The sequence below is a fragment of the Streptomyces sp. NBC_00435 genome, from assembly GCF_036014235.1.
In the GTDB taxonomy this organism is placed as follows: Bacteria; Actinomycetota; Actinomycetes; order Streptomycetales; family Streptomycetaceae; genus Streptomyces.
Genome location: NZ_CP107924.1, coordinates 2,982,299 through 2,999,084, shown reverse-complemented (window position 1 = coordinate 2,999,084; position 16,786 = coordinate 2,982,299). Strand labels below are relative to the sequence as shown.

Sequence of the window (16,786 nt, the reverse complement as noted above, 5' to 3'; positions counted from 1 at the left end):
CGTGACCACCCTCACGCCGGACGAGATGTACACATTCGTCGAGGCGCGCGAATCGGGCGCCCGGACCTACGCCAACGCCTTCGGCAAGCTCCTCACCGAAGGCCGCGGCGCGCGGATCCGCGACGGGCACGGCCGTGAATACCTGGACTGCCTCGCCGCGGCGGGCACCCTCGCCCTGGGGCACAACCACCCCGAAGTACTGGACAAGGTGGGGGAGTACCTCACCTCCGGTCAAGTCCAGCAGGCGCTGGACCTGACCACCCCGGCCAAGTACGAGTACCTGCAGGCGCTGTACGCACGGCTGCCGGGAACCATGGCCGACACCTTCAAGACGCAGTTCTGCGGACCGGCGGGCACCGACGCCACCGAGGCCGCGATCAAGTTGTTCAAGACCGCCACCGGCCGCCGGACGGTCATGTCCTTCCACGGCGCCTACCACGGGATGACGGCCGGGGCGCTGGCCCTCACCGGCAACCTGGGTGCCAAGGAGTCCGTGCCCTCCCTCATGCCGGACGTCCACCACCTGCCCTATCCCTACGACTACCGCTGCCCCTTCGGACTCGGCGGCGAGGCGGGCATCCAGGCCGGCCTGACCTACATCGAGCGGCTGCTCACCGACCCGGAGAGCGGCATCACCAGACCGGCCGCGATCTTCGTCGAGGCGGTCCAGGGCGAGGGCGGGGTCATCCCCGCGCCGGCCGCCTGGCTGCGCGGGCTGCGGGAGATCACCGCCCGGCTGGACATCCCGCTGGTCCTGGACGAGATCCAGGCCGGATTCGGGCGCACCGGCACCATGTGGGCCTTCGAGGAGTCCGGGATCGAGCCGGACGCTGTCCTCGTGTCCAAGGCAGCCGGCGGCGGCTTCCCGCTGGCGCTGCTGCTCTACCACGGCAAGTACGACTCCTGGTCGCCCGGCGCCCACGCGGGCACCTTCCGCGGCAACCAGATCGCCCTGGTCGCGGGACTCGCCGGGATGCGGGTCACGGAGTCCGAGGGCCTGATCGAGAAGGCCGCCGCCAAGGGCCGGCTGATCGAGGGCCTGCTCGGCCGGCTGGCCGCGGACCACCCGGAGATCGGCCAGGTCCGGGGCCGGGGCCTGATGTGGGGCATCGAGATCGTGGACCCCGAGGGCCCGGCGGACCACTTGGGCACCCTGCCCGCCGACGGCGCCCGGGCCAAGCGCGTCAAGCGGGCCTGCCTGGACCACGGGCTGCTGCTGGAGAGCGGCGGCCGGCACGGCGCCGTACTCCGCCTGCTTCCGCCACTGGTGATCACCGAGGAGGAGATCCACGAGATGGCGGCGGCTCTGGAGAAAGCTCTGATCGACTGCGCCTGAGCCGGACGGGCCGCACGGGCCGGTTGGGCAGGCACGGCAGAGCACGGATCCGCTGAGCGGCGGATCCACGAACGCGAGGACAGAGAACATGACCACGGGAACCACGGGAACCACGGCAACCAACGGCGCTCAGTGGCGGGTCGACTTCGACGCCGAGGTCGTCTTCAGCAACGGAGGCGCCCTGCAGATGCAGGGGTTCCGCCTGGACATCCCCGGCGCCGACATCGGCGACGCGGAACTGGGCGAACTGGTGGTGCGCCACCTCGGACTGCTGATGGTCGGCAGTACGAAGATCACTCGCCGGGAGCTGGTCCAGGAGCCCCACAAGGGTTCGCGCAACACCGGTGCCACCGGCCCGGACCGCGCCGCCGCGGCGGACCTGACCGGACCCGCGACCCGGGCCTCCTGGCCGGCGGGTCCGGGCACCGCCGCACCGGCCCTGGCCGGTCTGGTGGACCTTCCCGTGGTCCTGGTCCGGCTCCTGGGAGCCGGACAGCCGGTCGCGGACCGGCTCGCGCTGGCGCCCTTCGACCTCGCGGGGCACGCCGTCGTGGTGCAGACCGGCCGCGCGGCCGGCCCGTACCTGACCGAGGACGCCGTGGACCTGCTCGCCGGGCAGGGCGCGGCCCTCGTGGCGACCGACAGCCGGCAGGGCGACGGACCGGTGGCGGCGGCGCTCGCCGCCGCCGGTCTGCCCGCCCTCACGGGCCTGACCGGCCTGGAGGCGCTCCCGGCGACCGGGGTACGGCTGCACGCCGTGCCGTTCCCGGGCCGGGACAACTCGTTGATCAGGGTCTACGGAGTAACAGATGACCAGCATTGAGACCGACCGTCACGCGGGGGGCGGCGTCCCGGCGGCCGGTGCGGCGGCGGACACCACCACCGCCGCCGCGCCGGCCCGGCGCCCCCGCAGGGAACTGGCCGCCGCCACCGTCGGCTCGGTCGTCGAGGCCTACGACTGGACCATCTACGGCATCCTCGCCCCCTACTTCGCCGAGGCGCTGTTCCCCGGCACCTCACCCACCGCCAAACTCATCGCCGCCTACCTCGGCTTCGCCCTGGGCTTCCTGGTCCGGCCGCTGGGCAGCGTGCTCATCGGCCGGCTCACCGACACCCGCGGCCGGCGCTTCGGACTGACCCTCACCGTCGGCCTGATCGCGGCCGGATCGCTGTTCCTCGCGGTCGTACCGGGCTACGCGTCCATCGGCCTGGCCGCGCCGCTCCTGGTGGTCGGTGCCCGGCTGGTGCAGGGGTTGTCGGTCGGAGCGGAGAACCCGAGCGTGGCCGCGTACGTCACGGAGACCGCGCCGGCCGGGCGCCGCTACTTCTACAGCGCCGTCTCCTACGGGGGCGTGGTGCTGGGCAGCGCACTGTCCTTCATCGTGATGAACGTCCTGCTGGGGGTGTTCGGGGAGACCGGCGTCGAGGACGGCGCCTGGCGGTTCGGCTTCGTCTTCGGCGGACTGCTCGGTCTCACGGCCCTGTGGATCCGGCGCGGAGCGGCGGAGAGCAGCGTCTTCACGGCCGCGGCGAAGGCACCGACGGCGAAGTCACCGGAGGCGAAGGCGCCGACGGCGAAGGCGGCGGTGGTGAAGGCGCCGAGCCCCTGGCCGGTGCTGCGGGCCCATCTCGGGCGCCTGGCCGTGGTGTTCGCCATCACCTCCGGGGCGACCACCACCTTCTACTTCGTCACCGTCGACTTCCCGTCCTACGCGGACAGCGCCGGGGCCGCCACCAAGGAGGAGACCTCCGCCGCCCTGCTCCTCGGCATGGTGGCGCTGCTCCTCGCGATGCTCGGCGGCGGCAGGGCGGCCGACCGGTTCGGCGCCCTGCCCGTCCTGCGCCTGGGCTTCGCCGGACTCGCCCTGGGCTCCGTGCCGCTGCTGATGGCGATGACTTCCGGACGGGTCCCCGTCCAACTGGTCACCGTGGTCCTGCTCTTCCTGCTGGGCCTGCCACTGGCGGTGAGCAACGTCTTCGCGGGGCAGCTGTTCCCGCCGGCGGTGCGCGCCGTCGCCGTGGGACTGCCCACCGCGGCCGCGATCAGCCTCTTCGGCGGCACCTTCCCGATGCTCGCGGAGCTCCTGAGGTCGGCGGGCCACAACGACTGGCTGCCGTGGTGGCCCGCACTGACCGCCGCGGCGGCGCTGGCCGCCTCATGGGGTGTGCGCGAACACCCCGTGTCCGTAACCCCTCATGCCTGAGAAGGACGACATGACTGCACTGCTCGAAGGACTCGACGCGCTGATGCCGGCCCTGGAGGCCGACTACCGCGAACTGCACACCCACCCCGAACTGGCCTTCCAGGAGAAGCGGACGGCGGCCCTGGTCGCCGAGCGGCTCGCCGCCCAGGGCGGCTGGGAGGTCACCACCGGCGTCGGCCGCACCGGCGTGGTCGCGGTCCTGCGCAACGGCGAGGGCCCGGTGGCCATGCTGCGCGCGGACATGGACGCGCTGCCCGTGAAGGAGACCACCGGGCTGCCCTACGCGAGCACCGAAACCGCCACCGACGAGACGGGCGCCGAGGTCCCGGTGATGCACGCCTGCGGCCACGACCTGCACGTGGCCGCGCTGATCGGCACCTGTGAACTGTTCGCCCGCAACCGGGGGGCCTGGCGGGGCACCGTCGTCGCGGTCTTCCAGCCGGGCGAGGAGAGCGGCTACGGAGCCCGCGAGATGGTCGACGACGGCCTGTTCGAGCGCTTCCCGCGCCCCGACGTGATCCTCGGCTCGCACGTGGGACCCGGCCCGGCCGGGCTCATCGCGACCCTGCCGGGAACGGTCATGGGCGCCACCGACTCCATCACGGTCAAGCTGTTCGGGCGCGGCGGTCACGGCTCCAAGCCCGAGGCCGCCGTGGACCCCGTGGTGATGGCGGCCTCGCTGGTGCTGCGCCTGCAGACGGTGGTCTCCCGCGAGATCGCAGCCCAGGAACCGGTGGTCGTCACCGTCGGCAAACTGCAGGCCGGTACGACCGCCGCGGTCATACCCGACACCGCCGAGCTCGGCATCAACGTGCGCACCAGCTCCGCGCCGGTCCGGGAGAAGGTCCTCGCGGCCATCGAGCGCCTGGCGCGCGCCGAATCGGCGGCCGCGGGAGCGACCGCCGACCCGGAGATCACCTCCGTCTACCACCTGCCGATGACCGTCAACGACACGGAGGCCGCCGAGCGGGTGGCCAATGCCCACCGCGACCACTTCGGGGCCGGCGCCGTCATGACGATGGGCCCGACCACCGCGAGCGAGGACTTCGGCCTCCTCGCGACGGCCGCCCAGGTGCCCTCGGTGTACTGGTTCTACGGCGGTCTCGACCCGCAGGCCTTCGGCGAGGCCTTCGCCGCCGGCAAGCTGGAGGAGCTCCCGCAGAACCACTCCTCCACCTTCGCCCCCGTAGCCGGCCCCGCCCTGTCCGTGGGCGTCCGCACGATGGCCACGGCCGCACTGCCCTGGCTTGCCGCCGACGCGACCGCTGATGCCGTGACCGCCGACTCCGCCGACGCGGGTGAGGGGGCCGGGACGGCATGAGCGCACACCGGCCGCACATCATCGTCCTGCACCGCTGGCGCGACACCCACGCGCACTACGCCGACTACCTCGACCACGCCGCCGCCCACGTCACCTACGTGAGCACCGAGCTCGGCCGGGCCTCCTTACCTCCGGCCGCCGCCGCGGTGACCACAGTCGCGCTGACCGACGACCTGCCCGCCGTGCGCGCGGCCGTCGCCGGGCTCGTCGCCCGCTTCGGCGCCCCGGCGCGGCTGATCGCCCTCAACGAGGGCGATCTGGACACGGCCGCGGTGATCCGCGGGGAGTTCGCGATCCCCGGCCAGAGCGCCGCCGAGCTGGCCGTGTTCCGCGACAAGCTGACCATGTGCCGTACGGCCGAGGCGGCCGGTCTGCCGGTGCCGGCCTTCGCCCCCGCGCCCGACCCGGCCGCCGTGCTCGCCTTCGGCGAAGCCCACGGCTGGCCGGTGGTGGTCAAGCCGCACCGGGGCACCGCCAGCCGGGGCGTCGTCCAGATCGACTCCGCCGCGGAACTGGCCGCACTGACCGCTCCGGACGGACCGGCCGTACCCACCGGGCTGGCCGCCGCCCTCGCCGCCGAACCGCACCTCGTCCAGACCTACGTGGACGGGCCGATCCTGCACATCGACGGTCTGTGGGAAGGGGATTCGCTGGGCAGCTGGACCGTCTCGCGCTACGTGGGCGGCACCTGCGCCGACTTCACCCAGGGCACCTGGCTCGGCTCCGTGGAGGAGGACGACCCGGCGCTGCTGGAGGCGGTCGAGGCCTTCGCCGCGGCCGTGGGACCCGCCCTCGGCGGCTCCCAGCCCTGGGTCTTCCACTTGGAGGCCTTCGTCACCGCGGCGCCCGGCGGCGGGCCCGCGCTGGTCTTCCTGGAGTGCGGGGCCCGGGTGGGCGGCGGGGAGATCCCCTTCACCTGGCGCGACGTCCACGGCATCGACCTGATGGCCGCCGCCGTGGACATCCAGCTGGGTCTGACCCCCGTCCTGTCCCCCCTGAAGACCGGCGAGGTCGGCGGCTACCTGCTGCTCCCGCTGCCCGTGCCCGCCCCCTGCCGGGTCGAAGCCGCCGGCTGGGTACGGGAACCCGCGCCCGAGCGGCTCCCGTACGCCGTCATGCACACCCCGGTCGGCAGTGTGGCCCCGGCGATCAGCGGCTACGAGCACGTCGGCACCCGATTCCGCTTCCGCGGCGCCTCCACCCGGGAGGTCGAGGCGGCCATCACCGAGGCCGCGAACTCCTTCCGGCTGACCTGCGCACCGGTGGACGGTCCACCCGACCCGAAGAGCTGACGCACGGCGCGCCGCGCGGACCAGCCCGCGGCGCGCTCCGCCCGAACCCCTGTCGCACCTTCTGTTTCCTGGGGCGTCACGCACGCCACGCCCCGCACCGGAAAGGATTCCACCGTGGTCCTCAAGACCTCCGAACGCCAGCGCGTCATCCTCGTAGGCAGCCGGATACAGCAGTACCGGGAGTACGCCCTGGCCTCCCTCGCCCAGCACTACGAGGTGACGCTCGTCGCACCGGAGGCGCCCACCTGGCAGGCCCGTTACGTGGACACCCACCGGATCGCGGACACCACGGACGCCGCCAAGCTGTACGCCCCGGTCGCCGATCTGCGGGGCGAGGTCGCGGACGCCGCCGTCGTCACCTGGGACGAGTGGTCCCTGGTCGCGGTGTCCTCGGTCGCCAAGAAGCTGGGCATGCGGGCCATGGACCCGGCGGCCGCCAAGATCTGCCGCGACAAGTACGCCACCCGCCAGGCCCTGGAGGCGGCCGGGATGGCCGCCGTCCGCTACATTCCGGCCACCACCGAGGAGGAGGCGGTCGCCGCCGCCGAGTCCATCGGTTTCCCCGTCGTCGTCAAGCCCCGCACCCTCGGCGGCAGTTTCGGCGTGATGATGGCCCGCGACGTGGACGGCCTGCGCCGGGCCTTCCGGCTCGCCTCCACCAGCCGGCTGCGCGGCGCCGGCACCACCGCCTCGGTCCTGATCGAGGAGTTCATCGAAGGCCCCGAACTGAGCGTGGACAGCGTCGTCGTGGACGGCGTGGCCACCCCGGTGTGCGTGGCCCGCAAGCGGCTGGGTGCCCACCCGTACTTCGAGGAGGTCGGCCACCTGGTCACCGACTGGCGGCACGAGCCGTGGGCGGACGCCGTCACCCAGCTGGTCCAGGACTCCCACCGCGCGGCCGGAGTCGACTACGGCGTGACCCACACCGAACTGCGGGTCGCCGCGAACGGCCCGCGCCTGATCGAGCTCAACGGCCGGCTCGGCGGGGACCTCATCCCGCACCTGAACAAGCTGGCGACCGGCGTGGACCTGCCGCTGGCCGCTGCCAGGATCGCCTTCGAGGAGACCCCCGACATCACCCCGACGCGCGCCCTGAGCGCCGAGGTCCGCTTCCTCTACCCGGCCTACGACGGCGCCGTCGACCGGGTCGTACTGCCCGCCCCCGACGAGGTCGAGGACCTGGTCGAGGCCGTCGCGCTCGTGGAGCCCGGCGACGAGCTGCTGCTCCCGCCGCGCGGGCTGACCCCGCGTTCCGCCGCGCTCGTCGCGGTGAGCGGGACCCCGGCGGGCACCCGCCGCGCCCTGGACGACGCCGAGGCGCTCTCCCGCACGGAGGTCTCCGGAGTCGCCGCGCACCGGCTCGGCGCCCGCGTCGAGAACGCCGTGACCCGCCGTTTCTTCGACCACGAGCGCACCGCGGCCCGCCAGACCGTCTCGGGCGTCCGCGGCGTGGAGTGGTTCCGCTACGGAGCGGGCGGCGGCGAGGGGCTCAACCGCCCCGTCTTCCTCAGCGAGGCCGACGTCACCGGCCTGGAGAACGACCTGAACGGCCTCTTCGAACTGCTGAAGGCGGTCCCCGACCGGCTCTTCGGCGGCGACCTGCGCGCCTTCGCCACCGCCGTCGGAATGTCCGCCACCCAGGCCGACCTGGTCCTGCGCGGCTCCTCCGAGGAGCTCGCCCCGCTCTCCCGCGCCGACCTGTACCGAGAGACCGGCGGATTCCGCGTCATGGAGCTCAACACCGGCTCCTCGCTGGGCGGCTGGCAGATGGGCGAGTTCGCCCGCGCCCTGATCCAGGACGAGGAGTTCGCGGAGTTCGCGGCCGCCGAGGGCCTGGTCTACCCCGACCCGCTCGCCCGCATCACCGAGGTGCTGCGCCGCCAGGCGCCGACCCTGGAAGGCGTGGAGCGGCCGCTGCTGGCGATCACCGACTGGCCGGAGGGCTTCGAGAAGTCCAAGTGCTGGATGGAGTTCGTCGTCCCGGCCTTCGAGCGGCTCGGCTTCGAGCCCGTCGTCTGCCACCTGGGCGACTTCGCCTACGAGGACGCCAAGGTCCTCCACCAGGGCCGCAAGGTCGACGTGGTCTACCGGATGTTCCTGCCCGGCGAAATGCCGGACGAGCCCCGCACCTACGCCCTCGTCAACCCGCTGCTCGACGCCGTCGAGGCCGGCACGGTCGAACTGTTCGCCCCGCTGGACTGCGAGCTCTACGGCAACAAGGGCAGCCTCGCGATGCTCAGCGACGAGCGCAACCGCGCCGTCTTCACCGAGGCCGAGCGCGAGCTGATCGACCGGATCCTCCCGTGGACCCGGTTCGTCCGCGACGAGAAGGTCACCTTCGGCGGCGAGAAGATCGACCTGCTGCCCTACGCCATCGCCAACAAGGACCACCTGGTCCTCAAGCCCACCCTGCTCTACGGCGGCGTCGGTGTGACCCCCGGCTGGACCACCGACCAGAAGGAGTGGGTGGCCAGGCTGCGCCAGGCCGTCGACGGCCCGTACGTCCTGCAGCACCGGCTGCTGCCGACCACCGAGCGCTTCCTCTCCGAGGACGGCGAGACCTGCGAGGACATGGCCGTCGCCTACGGGACGCTGATGGTCGACGGGCACTACGCCGGCACCCTGGCCCGCGGCGTCACCGACCCGGCCGTCGGCATCGTGAGCATGCTGCGCGGCGCCCAGATCGGCTGTGCGTTCCACGTCGCCCCGGCGGCAGAGGGAGTGGAAACCAAGTGACCGACATCGGGAACGGGGCCGCCGAGCCGCTGGAGGAGGTGACGGCCGCTCACCCGGCCGCCGCCACGCCCTCCACGCTCTGGCGGGACCCGGAATTCCTCAAGTTCTGGTCCGGGGAGGCGATCTCACAGGTCGGGGCCCAGGTCACGACCCTGGCGCTGCCGCTCACTGCGGTGCTGACGCTCGACGCCAGCGCCTCCCAGGTGGGCTTCGTCAACGCGGCCTCCTACGCCCCGTTCCTGATGGTCACCCTCCTGGTCGGCGTCTGGGTCGACCGGGTGCGGCGCAGGCCCCTGATGATCATGGCCAACGTGGGGCGCGCGCTGCTGGTCAGCGCGGTACCGCTGCTGGCCGTGCTCGACCTGCTCCGCATCGAGTACGTGTACGTGGCCGCGCTGCTCGTCGGTACCCTCACGGTGGTCTTCGACGTCTCCTACCAGTCGTACCTGCCGACCCTGGTCGGCAAGGAACACCTGGTGGAGGGCAACAGCAAGCTCCAGGGCACCAGTTCGCTGGCCCAGATCGGCGGACCCGGCCTGGCCGGTCTGCTGATCGGCTGGGTCACCGCCCCGTACGCCCTGCTGATCAACGGGATCTCCTACCTGGTCTCCGTGCTCACGCTGCTCGCGGTACGGCGCGTCGAGCCGGAGCCGGTGCCCCAGCAGGAGCGGACCGGGATCCGCACCAGCATCGCCCAGGGCATCCGGATCATCTGGGACAGCGCCCACCTGCGGGCCTGCGCCCTCCAGTCGGGGCTGTACAACCTGTGCTGGATGTCGCTGCAGACGGTGTTCGTGCTCTACGCGGCCCGCACGCTCGGCATCTCGCCAGGTGGCATCGGCCTGCTGCTGGGCACGGGCGCGGTGGGTTCCCTGGTCGGCTCGATGCTCGCGCAGTGGCTCAAGCGGAAGACCGGGCTCGGCCCGGCCATCCTGGCGGCCCTGCTGCTGTGCTGCCTGGCCCCGGTGGCCATCCCGGCCGCCCCGGCGAACGGAGGAGCGCTGTCGCTGGCCCTGTTCGTCGCCGCGTTCGCCCTGATCGGGGCGGGCGGCACCATGGCCAACATCCACATCATCAGCCTGCGCCAGTCCATGACCCCGGATCACCTTCTGGGCCGGATGAACGCCGGCTACCGCTTCGTCTCCTGGGGGACCCTGCCGCTCGGCGCCCTGCTGGGCGGTTGGCTCGGTGACCTCATCGGGCTGCGGGAGACCCTCTTCGTCACGGCCGGGCTCTTCCTGACCGCGGTCCTGGTGGTCCTGAAGTCGCCGGTCTGGCGCCTGAAGGACTTCCCGCCCCAGATCGTCGCGCAGCCCCGGAAGGTGGACGCAAAGTGAGCTCCGTACGGCAACCTCCCGCGGTCCCGGCCCCGCCCGTGTCCATCAGCGGGCTGCTCGCCCGGCGGACCGGCTGGGGCCGCTCCGACGCGGTGAGCCGGATCCTGGCGGCCGCCGGCGCCCCCGGGGTGCTCTCGATGGCCGGCGGGATCCCGGCCCCCGACAGCTTCCCCGTGGCCCGGCTCGCCGAGGCCACCGACCGGCTGTTCGCCAACTCCGCCGTCCGGGCGCTCCAGTACGCCCCCACCGACGGCATCGCCCCGATGCGCGAGGTGATCGCGGCCCGGGCCACCGCGACCGGCGCCCCCGTCACGCCCGAGCGGGTGATGGTCACTGCCGGGAGCCAGCAGGGGCTCGACCTCGTGGCCCAGACCCTCATCGACGAGGGCGACGAGGTGGCCCTGGACGACCCGAGCTACCTGGGCGCCGTACAGGTCTTCCGGCGGGCCGGCGCCCGGCTGCTGCCGGTGCCCGGCGACGCCCGGGGGATGCGCACCGATGTGCTGGAGCAGCGCCTGATCGCCGGGGCGCGGCCCAAACTGGTCTACGTCGTACCGCACTTCCACAACCCCACCGGGGCCGTGCTCTCCGAGGAGCGCCGCCGCCACCTGGCCGCGCTGGCCGAACGCTACGGCTTCCTGGTGGTCGAGGACGATCCGTACGGGGACCTGGCCTTCGAGGGCGGCCGGCTGCCCTCCACCGATGTCCACAGCGGGCGGGTGGTCCGGCTGATGAGCCTGTCCAAGACGGTCTGCCCAGGGCTGCGGGTGGCGGGCCTGGTCGCCCCGGCCGAACTCATCGGGGAGCTGGTCGCCGCCAAGCAGTGCGGGGACCTGCAGACCAACACCTTCGGCCAGTACCTCCTCGCCGACCTGCTGGGGGACCCGGAGTTCCTGCCGGCCCACCTGGCCGGACTGCGCGGCCTGTACGGCGGCCGGGCCAGGGACATGGAGGCGCTGCTGCGCGAGCGCCTGCCCTGGCTGGACTTCGAGCGGCCGCGCGGCGGCCTTTTCTTCTGGTGCCGGCTGACCGACCCGCGGGTCGGCTCGGACGCGCTTTACGAGCACGCGCTGGCGCAGGGAGTGGCCATCGTCCCGGGTACGCCCTTCTGCATGGAGGAGGACGGCTCGCGGGTCCTGCGCCTGTCCTTCGCCTCCCTGGACGACGCGCAGCGCCAGGAGGGCGTCTCGCGGCTGGCCGCGGCCTGGGAGAAGGCCCTCGCCGACGGAGCGTGACCAGGCCGGCAGTACGTACGTACGCGTGCACGCACCCACGCGTGCACGCACGCATCCGCACCGTTTTCCCCACACCCATAAGGAGCAAGGCCGTGACAACGACGTCGCCCGCACCGGTGACCGCCGAATCCCTGGTGGCCCGGCTGTTCCAGGTGATCGACACCCGCTCGTGGGACCGGCTCGGCGAGGTCTTCGCGCCGGGCGCCGTGTACGAGCGGCCGGGTTACCCAGCGCTGGAGGGGCTCGACCGGATCCGCCGGTTCTACGAGCACGAACGGATCATCACCTCGGGGGCCCACGAGGTGAGCCAAGTGACCGGCGGACTGGCCGCGGCCGCCTGCTGGGGGCGTTTCCGCGGGGCCGACAAGGACGGCACGGCCCTGGACGAGGCCTTCGCCGACACCTACCTCGTACGGGACGGCAGGATCGAGCGCCGCAAGACCTTCTTCTACCGTCCGGCGATCTGAGCACGGGCCGGGTCCGGTCCGCCGGGGAGGCCCGGACCCGGCCCGGCCCGTCTCGTCCGAACGGGTGAACCCGCGGTGCTACTTCTTGCCGCCGCCGAGGATCTGGCCGAGCAGGTCACCGAGACCGCCACCGGCCGGGGCCGCGCCCGGGGCGCCCGGGGCCGCGCCCGCCGCGCCCGGTACGGCTCCGGGGGACGGGATGGCGGACTCGCCGCCCGCCGCCGCCGGGGTGCCGGCGCCGGTACCGCCCTTGCCGGCGGCCGCGCGCTTGGCGAAGACGGCCAGCAGGACCGGGATCAGCAGTTCGATGACCCGGGTGATGGTGGGCGCGGGGATGCCGGTCTTCTTCGAGACGGCGTTGGCCACGGGCTTGCTCACCTTGGCGAGCACGCCGGCCATCATCCCGCCGCTGAGCAGGCCGCCCAGGCCGCCGCCGAGCGTGGCCACGCCTTCCAGCGGGGCCTCGGTCACCTCGGCGAAGGCCTGGCGGACCTCCTTGCCGTCGTCGTCGTCCACGTCGGCCTTCTGCTGGAGGTCGCCGGTCATCGCACCGACGGTGGCCGCGACGGTGTCGCGGGCGCCATTGGTGTCGGTGCCGAGGAGGCCGGCGATCTCGGTCAGCCGTTCCTCGCCGAGCTCGCCCAGCACGTCGTCCTGGAATGAAGATTCGCTCATGCCTGAAACGCTACTTCTGTGGCGATTCACCGGCACCTCGGATGGCCTGCGGGCCAGCCTGAAGTAATGGAAAGGTAAAGTTCCGGATCCGTGTGCAACCACTGACGGGGGTCGCGGGTCGTATGTTGCGTCGGCACTTCCGGGGAGGGATCCGGGGGGATCGGGAAGTCCGGCGAGGGAGGGGTAACCGTGAGGGGGTCCGGCCGGAAGGCCGGACCCCCTTCTGGTTCCCCGGACCGCTCGCCCCGGTCTTTCCACAGGCCCGGCGGGCTGTCGGAGCCGGGCTGTAGCTTCGGGCCATGACGACGAACGCGGACGTGCGGTCCGCTGTGGTCGAGGGGGTGCTGGAGCGCATCACCTACGCCAACGAGGAGAGCGGTTACACCGTCGCCCGGGTCGACACCGGCCGCGGCGCCGGCGACCTGCTCACCGTGGTCGGATCCCTCCTCGGGGCCCAGCCGGGTGAATCGCTGCGCATGGAGGGCCGCTGGGGCTCGCATGCCCAGTACGGCAAACAGTTCACCGTGGAGAACTACACGACGCTCCTGCCCGCGACGATCCAGGGCATCCGGCGCTACCTCGGCTCCGGCCTGATCAAGGGCATCGGCCCGAAGATCGCCGACCGGATCGTGGAGCACTTCGGCCTCGACACCCTCGACGTGATCGAGGAGCAGCCGAAGCGGCTGATCGAGGTGCCCGGCCTCGGCCCCAAGCGGACCCGGCTGATCGGCGCCGCCTGGGAGGAGCAGAAGGCCATCAAGGAGGTCATGGTCTTCCTCCAGGGGGTCGGCGTGTCCACCTCGATCGCGGTCCGCATCTACAAGAAGTACGCCGACGCTTCCATCTCGGTGGTGAAGAACCAGCCCTACCGGCTCGCCGCCGACGTCTGGGGCATCGGCTTCCTCACCGCCGACCGCATCGCGCAGGCGGTCGGGATCCCGCACGACAGCCCGGAGCGGGTCAAGGCCGGGCTCCAGTACGCCCTGTCGCAGTCCACCGACCAGGGGCACTGCTTCCTGTCCGAGGACCGGCTCATCGCCGACGGGGTCAAGCTGCTCCAGGTGGACACCGGACTGGTCATCGACTGCCTGGCCGAGCTCGCCGCCGATCCGGAAGGGGTCGTACGGGAATCGGTGCCCGACCCGCAGGGCGGGCCGGACCCCCTGACCGCCGTCTACCTGGTGCCGTTCCACCGTGCCGAGCTGTCCCTGGTCGGTCAGGTGCGCCGGCTCCTGCACGCCGAGGAGGACCGGCTGCCCGCCTTCCGGGACGTGGACTGGGACAAGGCCCTGGGCTGGCTCGCCGGCCGGACCGGGGCCACGCTCGCCCCCGCGCAGCGGGACGCGGTCCGCCTCGCGCTCACCCGCCGGGTCGCGGTCCTCACCGGCGGCCCGGGCTGCGGCAAGTCCTTCACCGTCCGCTCGATCGTGGAGCTGGCCCGCGCCAAGAAGGCCAAGGTCGTCCTCGCCGCTCCCACCGGGCGGGCGGCGAAGCGGCTGGCCGAGCTCACCGGGGCCGAGGCCTCCACCGTGCACCGGCTGCTGGAGCTCAAACCGGGCGGGGACGCGGCCTACGACCGGGAGCGGCCGCTCAACGCCGACCTGGTCGTCGTGGACGAGGCCTCGATGCTCGACCTGCTGCTGGCGAACAAGCTGGTCAAGGCCGTGGCACCGGGTGCCCACCTGCTGCTGGTCGGGGACGTGGACCAGCTCCCCTCGGTCGGGGCGGGCGAGGTGCTGCGCGATCTGCTCGCCGAGGGCGGGCCGGTCCCCGCCGTCCGGCTGACCACCATCTTCCGGCAGGCCCAGCAGTCCGGTGTGGTCACCAACGCCCACCGGATCAACACCGGAGTGCCGCCGATCACCGACGGGCTGCCCGACTTCTTCCTCTTCCCCGAGGAGGACACCGAGGAGGCCGGAAAGCTCGCCGTCGACGTCGCCGCCCGTCGAATTCCAGCCAGATTCGGACTCGACCCGAGGCGTGACATCCAGGTCCTCGCCCCCATGCACCGGGGCCCGGCCGGCGCCGGGAACCTCAACGCCCTGCTCCAGCAGGCCATTACCCCGGCCCGGCCGAACCTTCCCGAGAAGCGGTTCGGCGGCCGGGTCTTCCGGGTCGGCGACAAGGTCACGCAGATCCGAAACAACTATGACAAAGGGGCCAACGGCGTCTTCAACGGCACGGTCGGCGTGGTCACCGGCCTCGACCTGGAGGAACAGCGCCTGACGGTGCGCACGGACGAAGACGAGGAAGTGGCCTACGAGTTCGCGGAGCTGGACGAGCTGGCCCACGCGTACGCCGTCACCATCCACCGTTCCCAGGGGAGTGAATATCCGGCCGTGGTGATCCCGGTCACCACGGGCGCTTGGATGATGCTCCAGCGAAATCTGCTCTACACGGCCGTGACCAGGGCGAAGAAACTGGTCGTCCTCGTCGGGTCCCGCAAAGCCCTTGCCCAGGCGGTGCGTACCGTTTCCGCAGGCAGGCGGTACACCGCCGTCGCGCCCAGACTGTCCGGCCGCATACCGGTGGGAAACATCACCTAGATGATCGATCATTTGGGGTTCCTACAACCGGCGCGGAGGGGGCAGGATGAGCAGGTTGGCGGCACTCAGTGCCGTCAAAAACACCAAAGCTCGACCCCGAGTGCACTCACCTGCGCCAAATGGGGGAAGGTAGAGGCAGTCAGGGCACCTCGAAGAAGAGGCACTACGTCGGTGAGGGATGACGTGAGCGACAACTCTGTAGTACTGCGGTACGCGGACGGTGAATACACCTACCCGGTGGTCGAGAGCACCGTCGGTGACCAGGGCTTCGACATTGCGAAGCTCAGGGCTCAGACCGGGCTGGTCACCCTGGACAGCGGCTACGGAAACACCGCCGCCTATAAGTCCGCCATTACCTACCTCGACGGTGAGCAGGGCATCCTGCGCTACCGCGGATACCCGATCGAGCAGCTGGCGGAGCGCTCGACCTTCATCGAGGTCGCCTACCTGCTGATCAACGGGGAGCTGCCGACCGTCGACCAGCTCGCGTCGTTCCGCAACGAGATCACCCAGCACACGCTGCTGCACGAGGACGTCAAGCGTTTCTACGACGGCTTCCCGCGCGACGCGCACCCGATGGCGATGCTGTCCTCCGTGGTCAGCGCGCTGTCGACGTTCTACCAGGACAGCCACAACCCGTTCGACGAGAAGCAGCGCAATCTCTCGACGATCCGGCTGCTGGCCAAGCTCCCGACGATCGCGGCCTACGCGTACAAGAAGTCGGTCGGCCACCCGGTGGTCTACCCGCGCAACGACCTCGGCTACGTCGAGAACTTCCTGCGCATGACCTTCTCCGTGCCGGCCCAGGAGTACGACCTGGACCCGGTCGTGGTCGCCGCGCTCGACAAGCTGTTCATCCTGCACGCGGACCACGAGCAGAACTGCTCGACGTCCACCGTGCGCCTGGTCGGCTCCTCGCAGGCGAACATGTTCGCCTCGATCTCCGCCGGCATCTCGGCCCTGTGGGGTCCGCTGCACGGTGGCGCCAACCAGTCCGTCCTGGAGATGCTCGAGGGCATCAAGAACGACGGCGGCGACGTCGACGCCTTCATCCGCAAGGTGAAGAACAAGGAGGACGGCGTCCGCCTGATGGGCTTCGGACACCGCGTCTACAAGAGCTTCGACCCCCGGGCGAAGATCATCAAGGCGGCGGCACACGATGTCCTCTCGGCGCTCGGCAAGGACGACGAGCTGCTCGACATCGCGCTGAAGCTGGAAGAGCACGCGCTGGCCGACGAGTACTTCGTCGAGCGCAACCTCTACCCGAACGTCGACTTCTACACCGGCCTGATCTACCGGGCCATGGGCTTCCCGACCGAGATGTTCACCGTGCTCTTCGCGATCGGCCGCCTGCCCGGCTGGATCGCCCAGTGGCACGAGATGATCAAGGAGCCCGGCTCCCGCATCGGCCGCCCGCGCCAGATCTACACTGGCGAGGTCCTGCGCGACTTCGTCCCGGTCGAGTCCCGCTGACCCGAGGGCTGATCCGCAGTACCCGCAGTACCCGCAGGACTTGCAGAACAGGTTGGCCGTACACAAGGAAAAGCGCCCCGCCATCGATCCCCCCACGGGTCGAAGGTCGGGGCGCTTTCCTTACCCCGGAACGGATTCCCCCCACGGGACCCGGACCGGGTGTC

Annotated in this window: 12 protein-coding genes; 11 read left to right on the top strand and 1 reads right to left on the bottom strand. The window is 71.8% G+C overall.

The window, feature by feature from the left end; translation table 11 throughout:
* Position 1: 1 nt before the first annotated feature.
* The 9 genes from OG389_RS13765 (at position 2) to OG389_RS13725 (ending at position 11,928) form a co-directional block, all read left to right on the top strand.
* Positions 2 to 1,336 (top strand): diaminobutyrate--2-oxoglutarate transaminase family protein, encoded by a 1,335-nt coding sequence (locus OG389_RS13765; RefSeq protein ID WP_328298770.1) that lies wholly within the window; start codon positions 2 to 4, stop codon positions 1,334 to 1,336.
* 88 nt (positions 1,337 to 1,424) lie between these two features.
* Positions 1,425 to 2,159: a hypothetical protein gene (locus OG389_RS13760; RefSeq protein ID WP_328298769.1), complete on the top strand. Its 735-nt coding sequence runs from the start codon at positions 1,425 to 1,427 to the stop codon at positions 2,157 to 2,159.
* Positions 2,146 to 3,540, top strand: coding sequence for an MFS transporter (locus OG389_RS13755; RefSeq protein WP_328298768.1), 1,395 nt, complete (start codon positions 2,146 to 2,148; stop codon positions 3,538 to 3,540). The genes OG389_RS13760 and OG389_RS13755 overlap by 14 nt, the downstream gene beginning before the upstream one ends.
* A gap of 10 nt (positions 3,541 to 3,550) precedes the next feature.
* The gene (locus tag OG389_RS13750) at positions 3,551 to 4,861 is read left to right on the top strand and encodes an amidohydrolase (protein ID WP_328298767.1); all 1,311 of its coding nucleotides are present in this window, start codon (positions 3,551 to 3,553) and stop codon (positions 4,859 to 4,861) included.
* The gene (locus OG389_RS13745) at positions 4,858 to 6,153 is read left to right on the top strand and encodes an ATP-grasp domain-containing protein (protein ID WP_328298766.1); all 1,296 of its coding nucleotides are present in this window, start codon (positions 4,858 to 4,860) and stop codon (positions 6,151 to 6,153) included. Before OG389_RS13750 ends, OG389_RS13745 begins: the two co-directional genes overlap by 4 nt.
* Positions 6,154 to 6,267: 114 nt before the next feature.
* Positions 6,268 to 8,889, top strand: a complete 2,622-nt coding sequence (locus OG389_RS13740; protein ID WP_328298765.1) for an ATP-grasp domain-containing protein — start codon at positions 6,268 to 6,270, stop codon at positions 8,887 to 8,889.
* Entirely contained in the window at positions 8,886 to 10,226 is a 1,341-nt protein-coding gene (locus tag OG389_RS13735; RefSeq protein ID WP_328298764.1) for an MFS transporter, read from the top strand. Before OG389_RS13740 ends, OG389_RS13735 begins: the two co-directional genes overlap by 4 nt.
* Entirely contained in the window at positions 10,223 to 11,461 is a 1,239-nt protein-coding gene (locus OG389_RS13730) for an aminotransferase-like domain-containing protein (protein ID WP_328298763.1), read from the top strand. The genes OG389_RS13735 and OG389_RS13730 overlap by 4 nt, the downstream gene beginning before the upstream one ends.
* A 92-nt stretch (positions 11,462 to 11,553) precedes the next feature.
* Positions 11,554 to 11,928, top strand: coding sequence for a nuclear transport factor 2 family protein (locus OG389_RS13725; protein WP_328298762.1), 375 nt, complete (start codon positions 11,554 to 11,556; stop codon positions 11,926 to 11,928).
* A 78-nt stretch (positions 11,929 to 12,006) separates the two neighbouring features.
* Here the strand turns inward: OG389_RS13725 and OG389_RS13720 are convergent, their stop codons facing one another.
* Positions 12,007 to 12,603: a DUF937 domain-containing protein gene (locus tag OG389_RS13720; RefSeq protein WP_328298761.1), complete on the bottom strand. Its 597-nt coding sequence runs from the start codon at positions 12,601 to 12,603 to the stop codon at positions 12,007 to 12,009.
* Positions 12,604 to 12,902: 299 nt separating this feature from the next.
* Here OG389_RS13720 and recD2 point away from each other — a divergent pair, with 299 nt between their 5' ends.
* Together recD2 and OG389_RS13710 are read left to right on the top strand one after the other, a co-directional pair.
* Entirely contained in the window at positions 12,903 to 15,149 is a 2,247-nt protein-coding gene (recD2, locus tag OG389_RS13715) for an SF1B family DNA helicase RecD2 (protein ID WP_328298760.1), read from the top strand.
* A 183-nt stretch (positions 15,150 to 15,332) separates the two neighbouring features.
* Complete coding sequence (locus OG389_RS13710; RefSeq protein WP_328298759.1) at positions 15,333 to 16,622, top strand: citrate synthase; 1,290 nt, start codon at positions 15,333 to 15,335, stop codon at positions 16,620 to 16,622.
* The last annotated feature ends 164 nt before the right edge of the window (positions 16,623 to 16,786 follow it).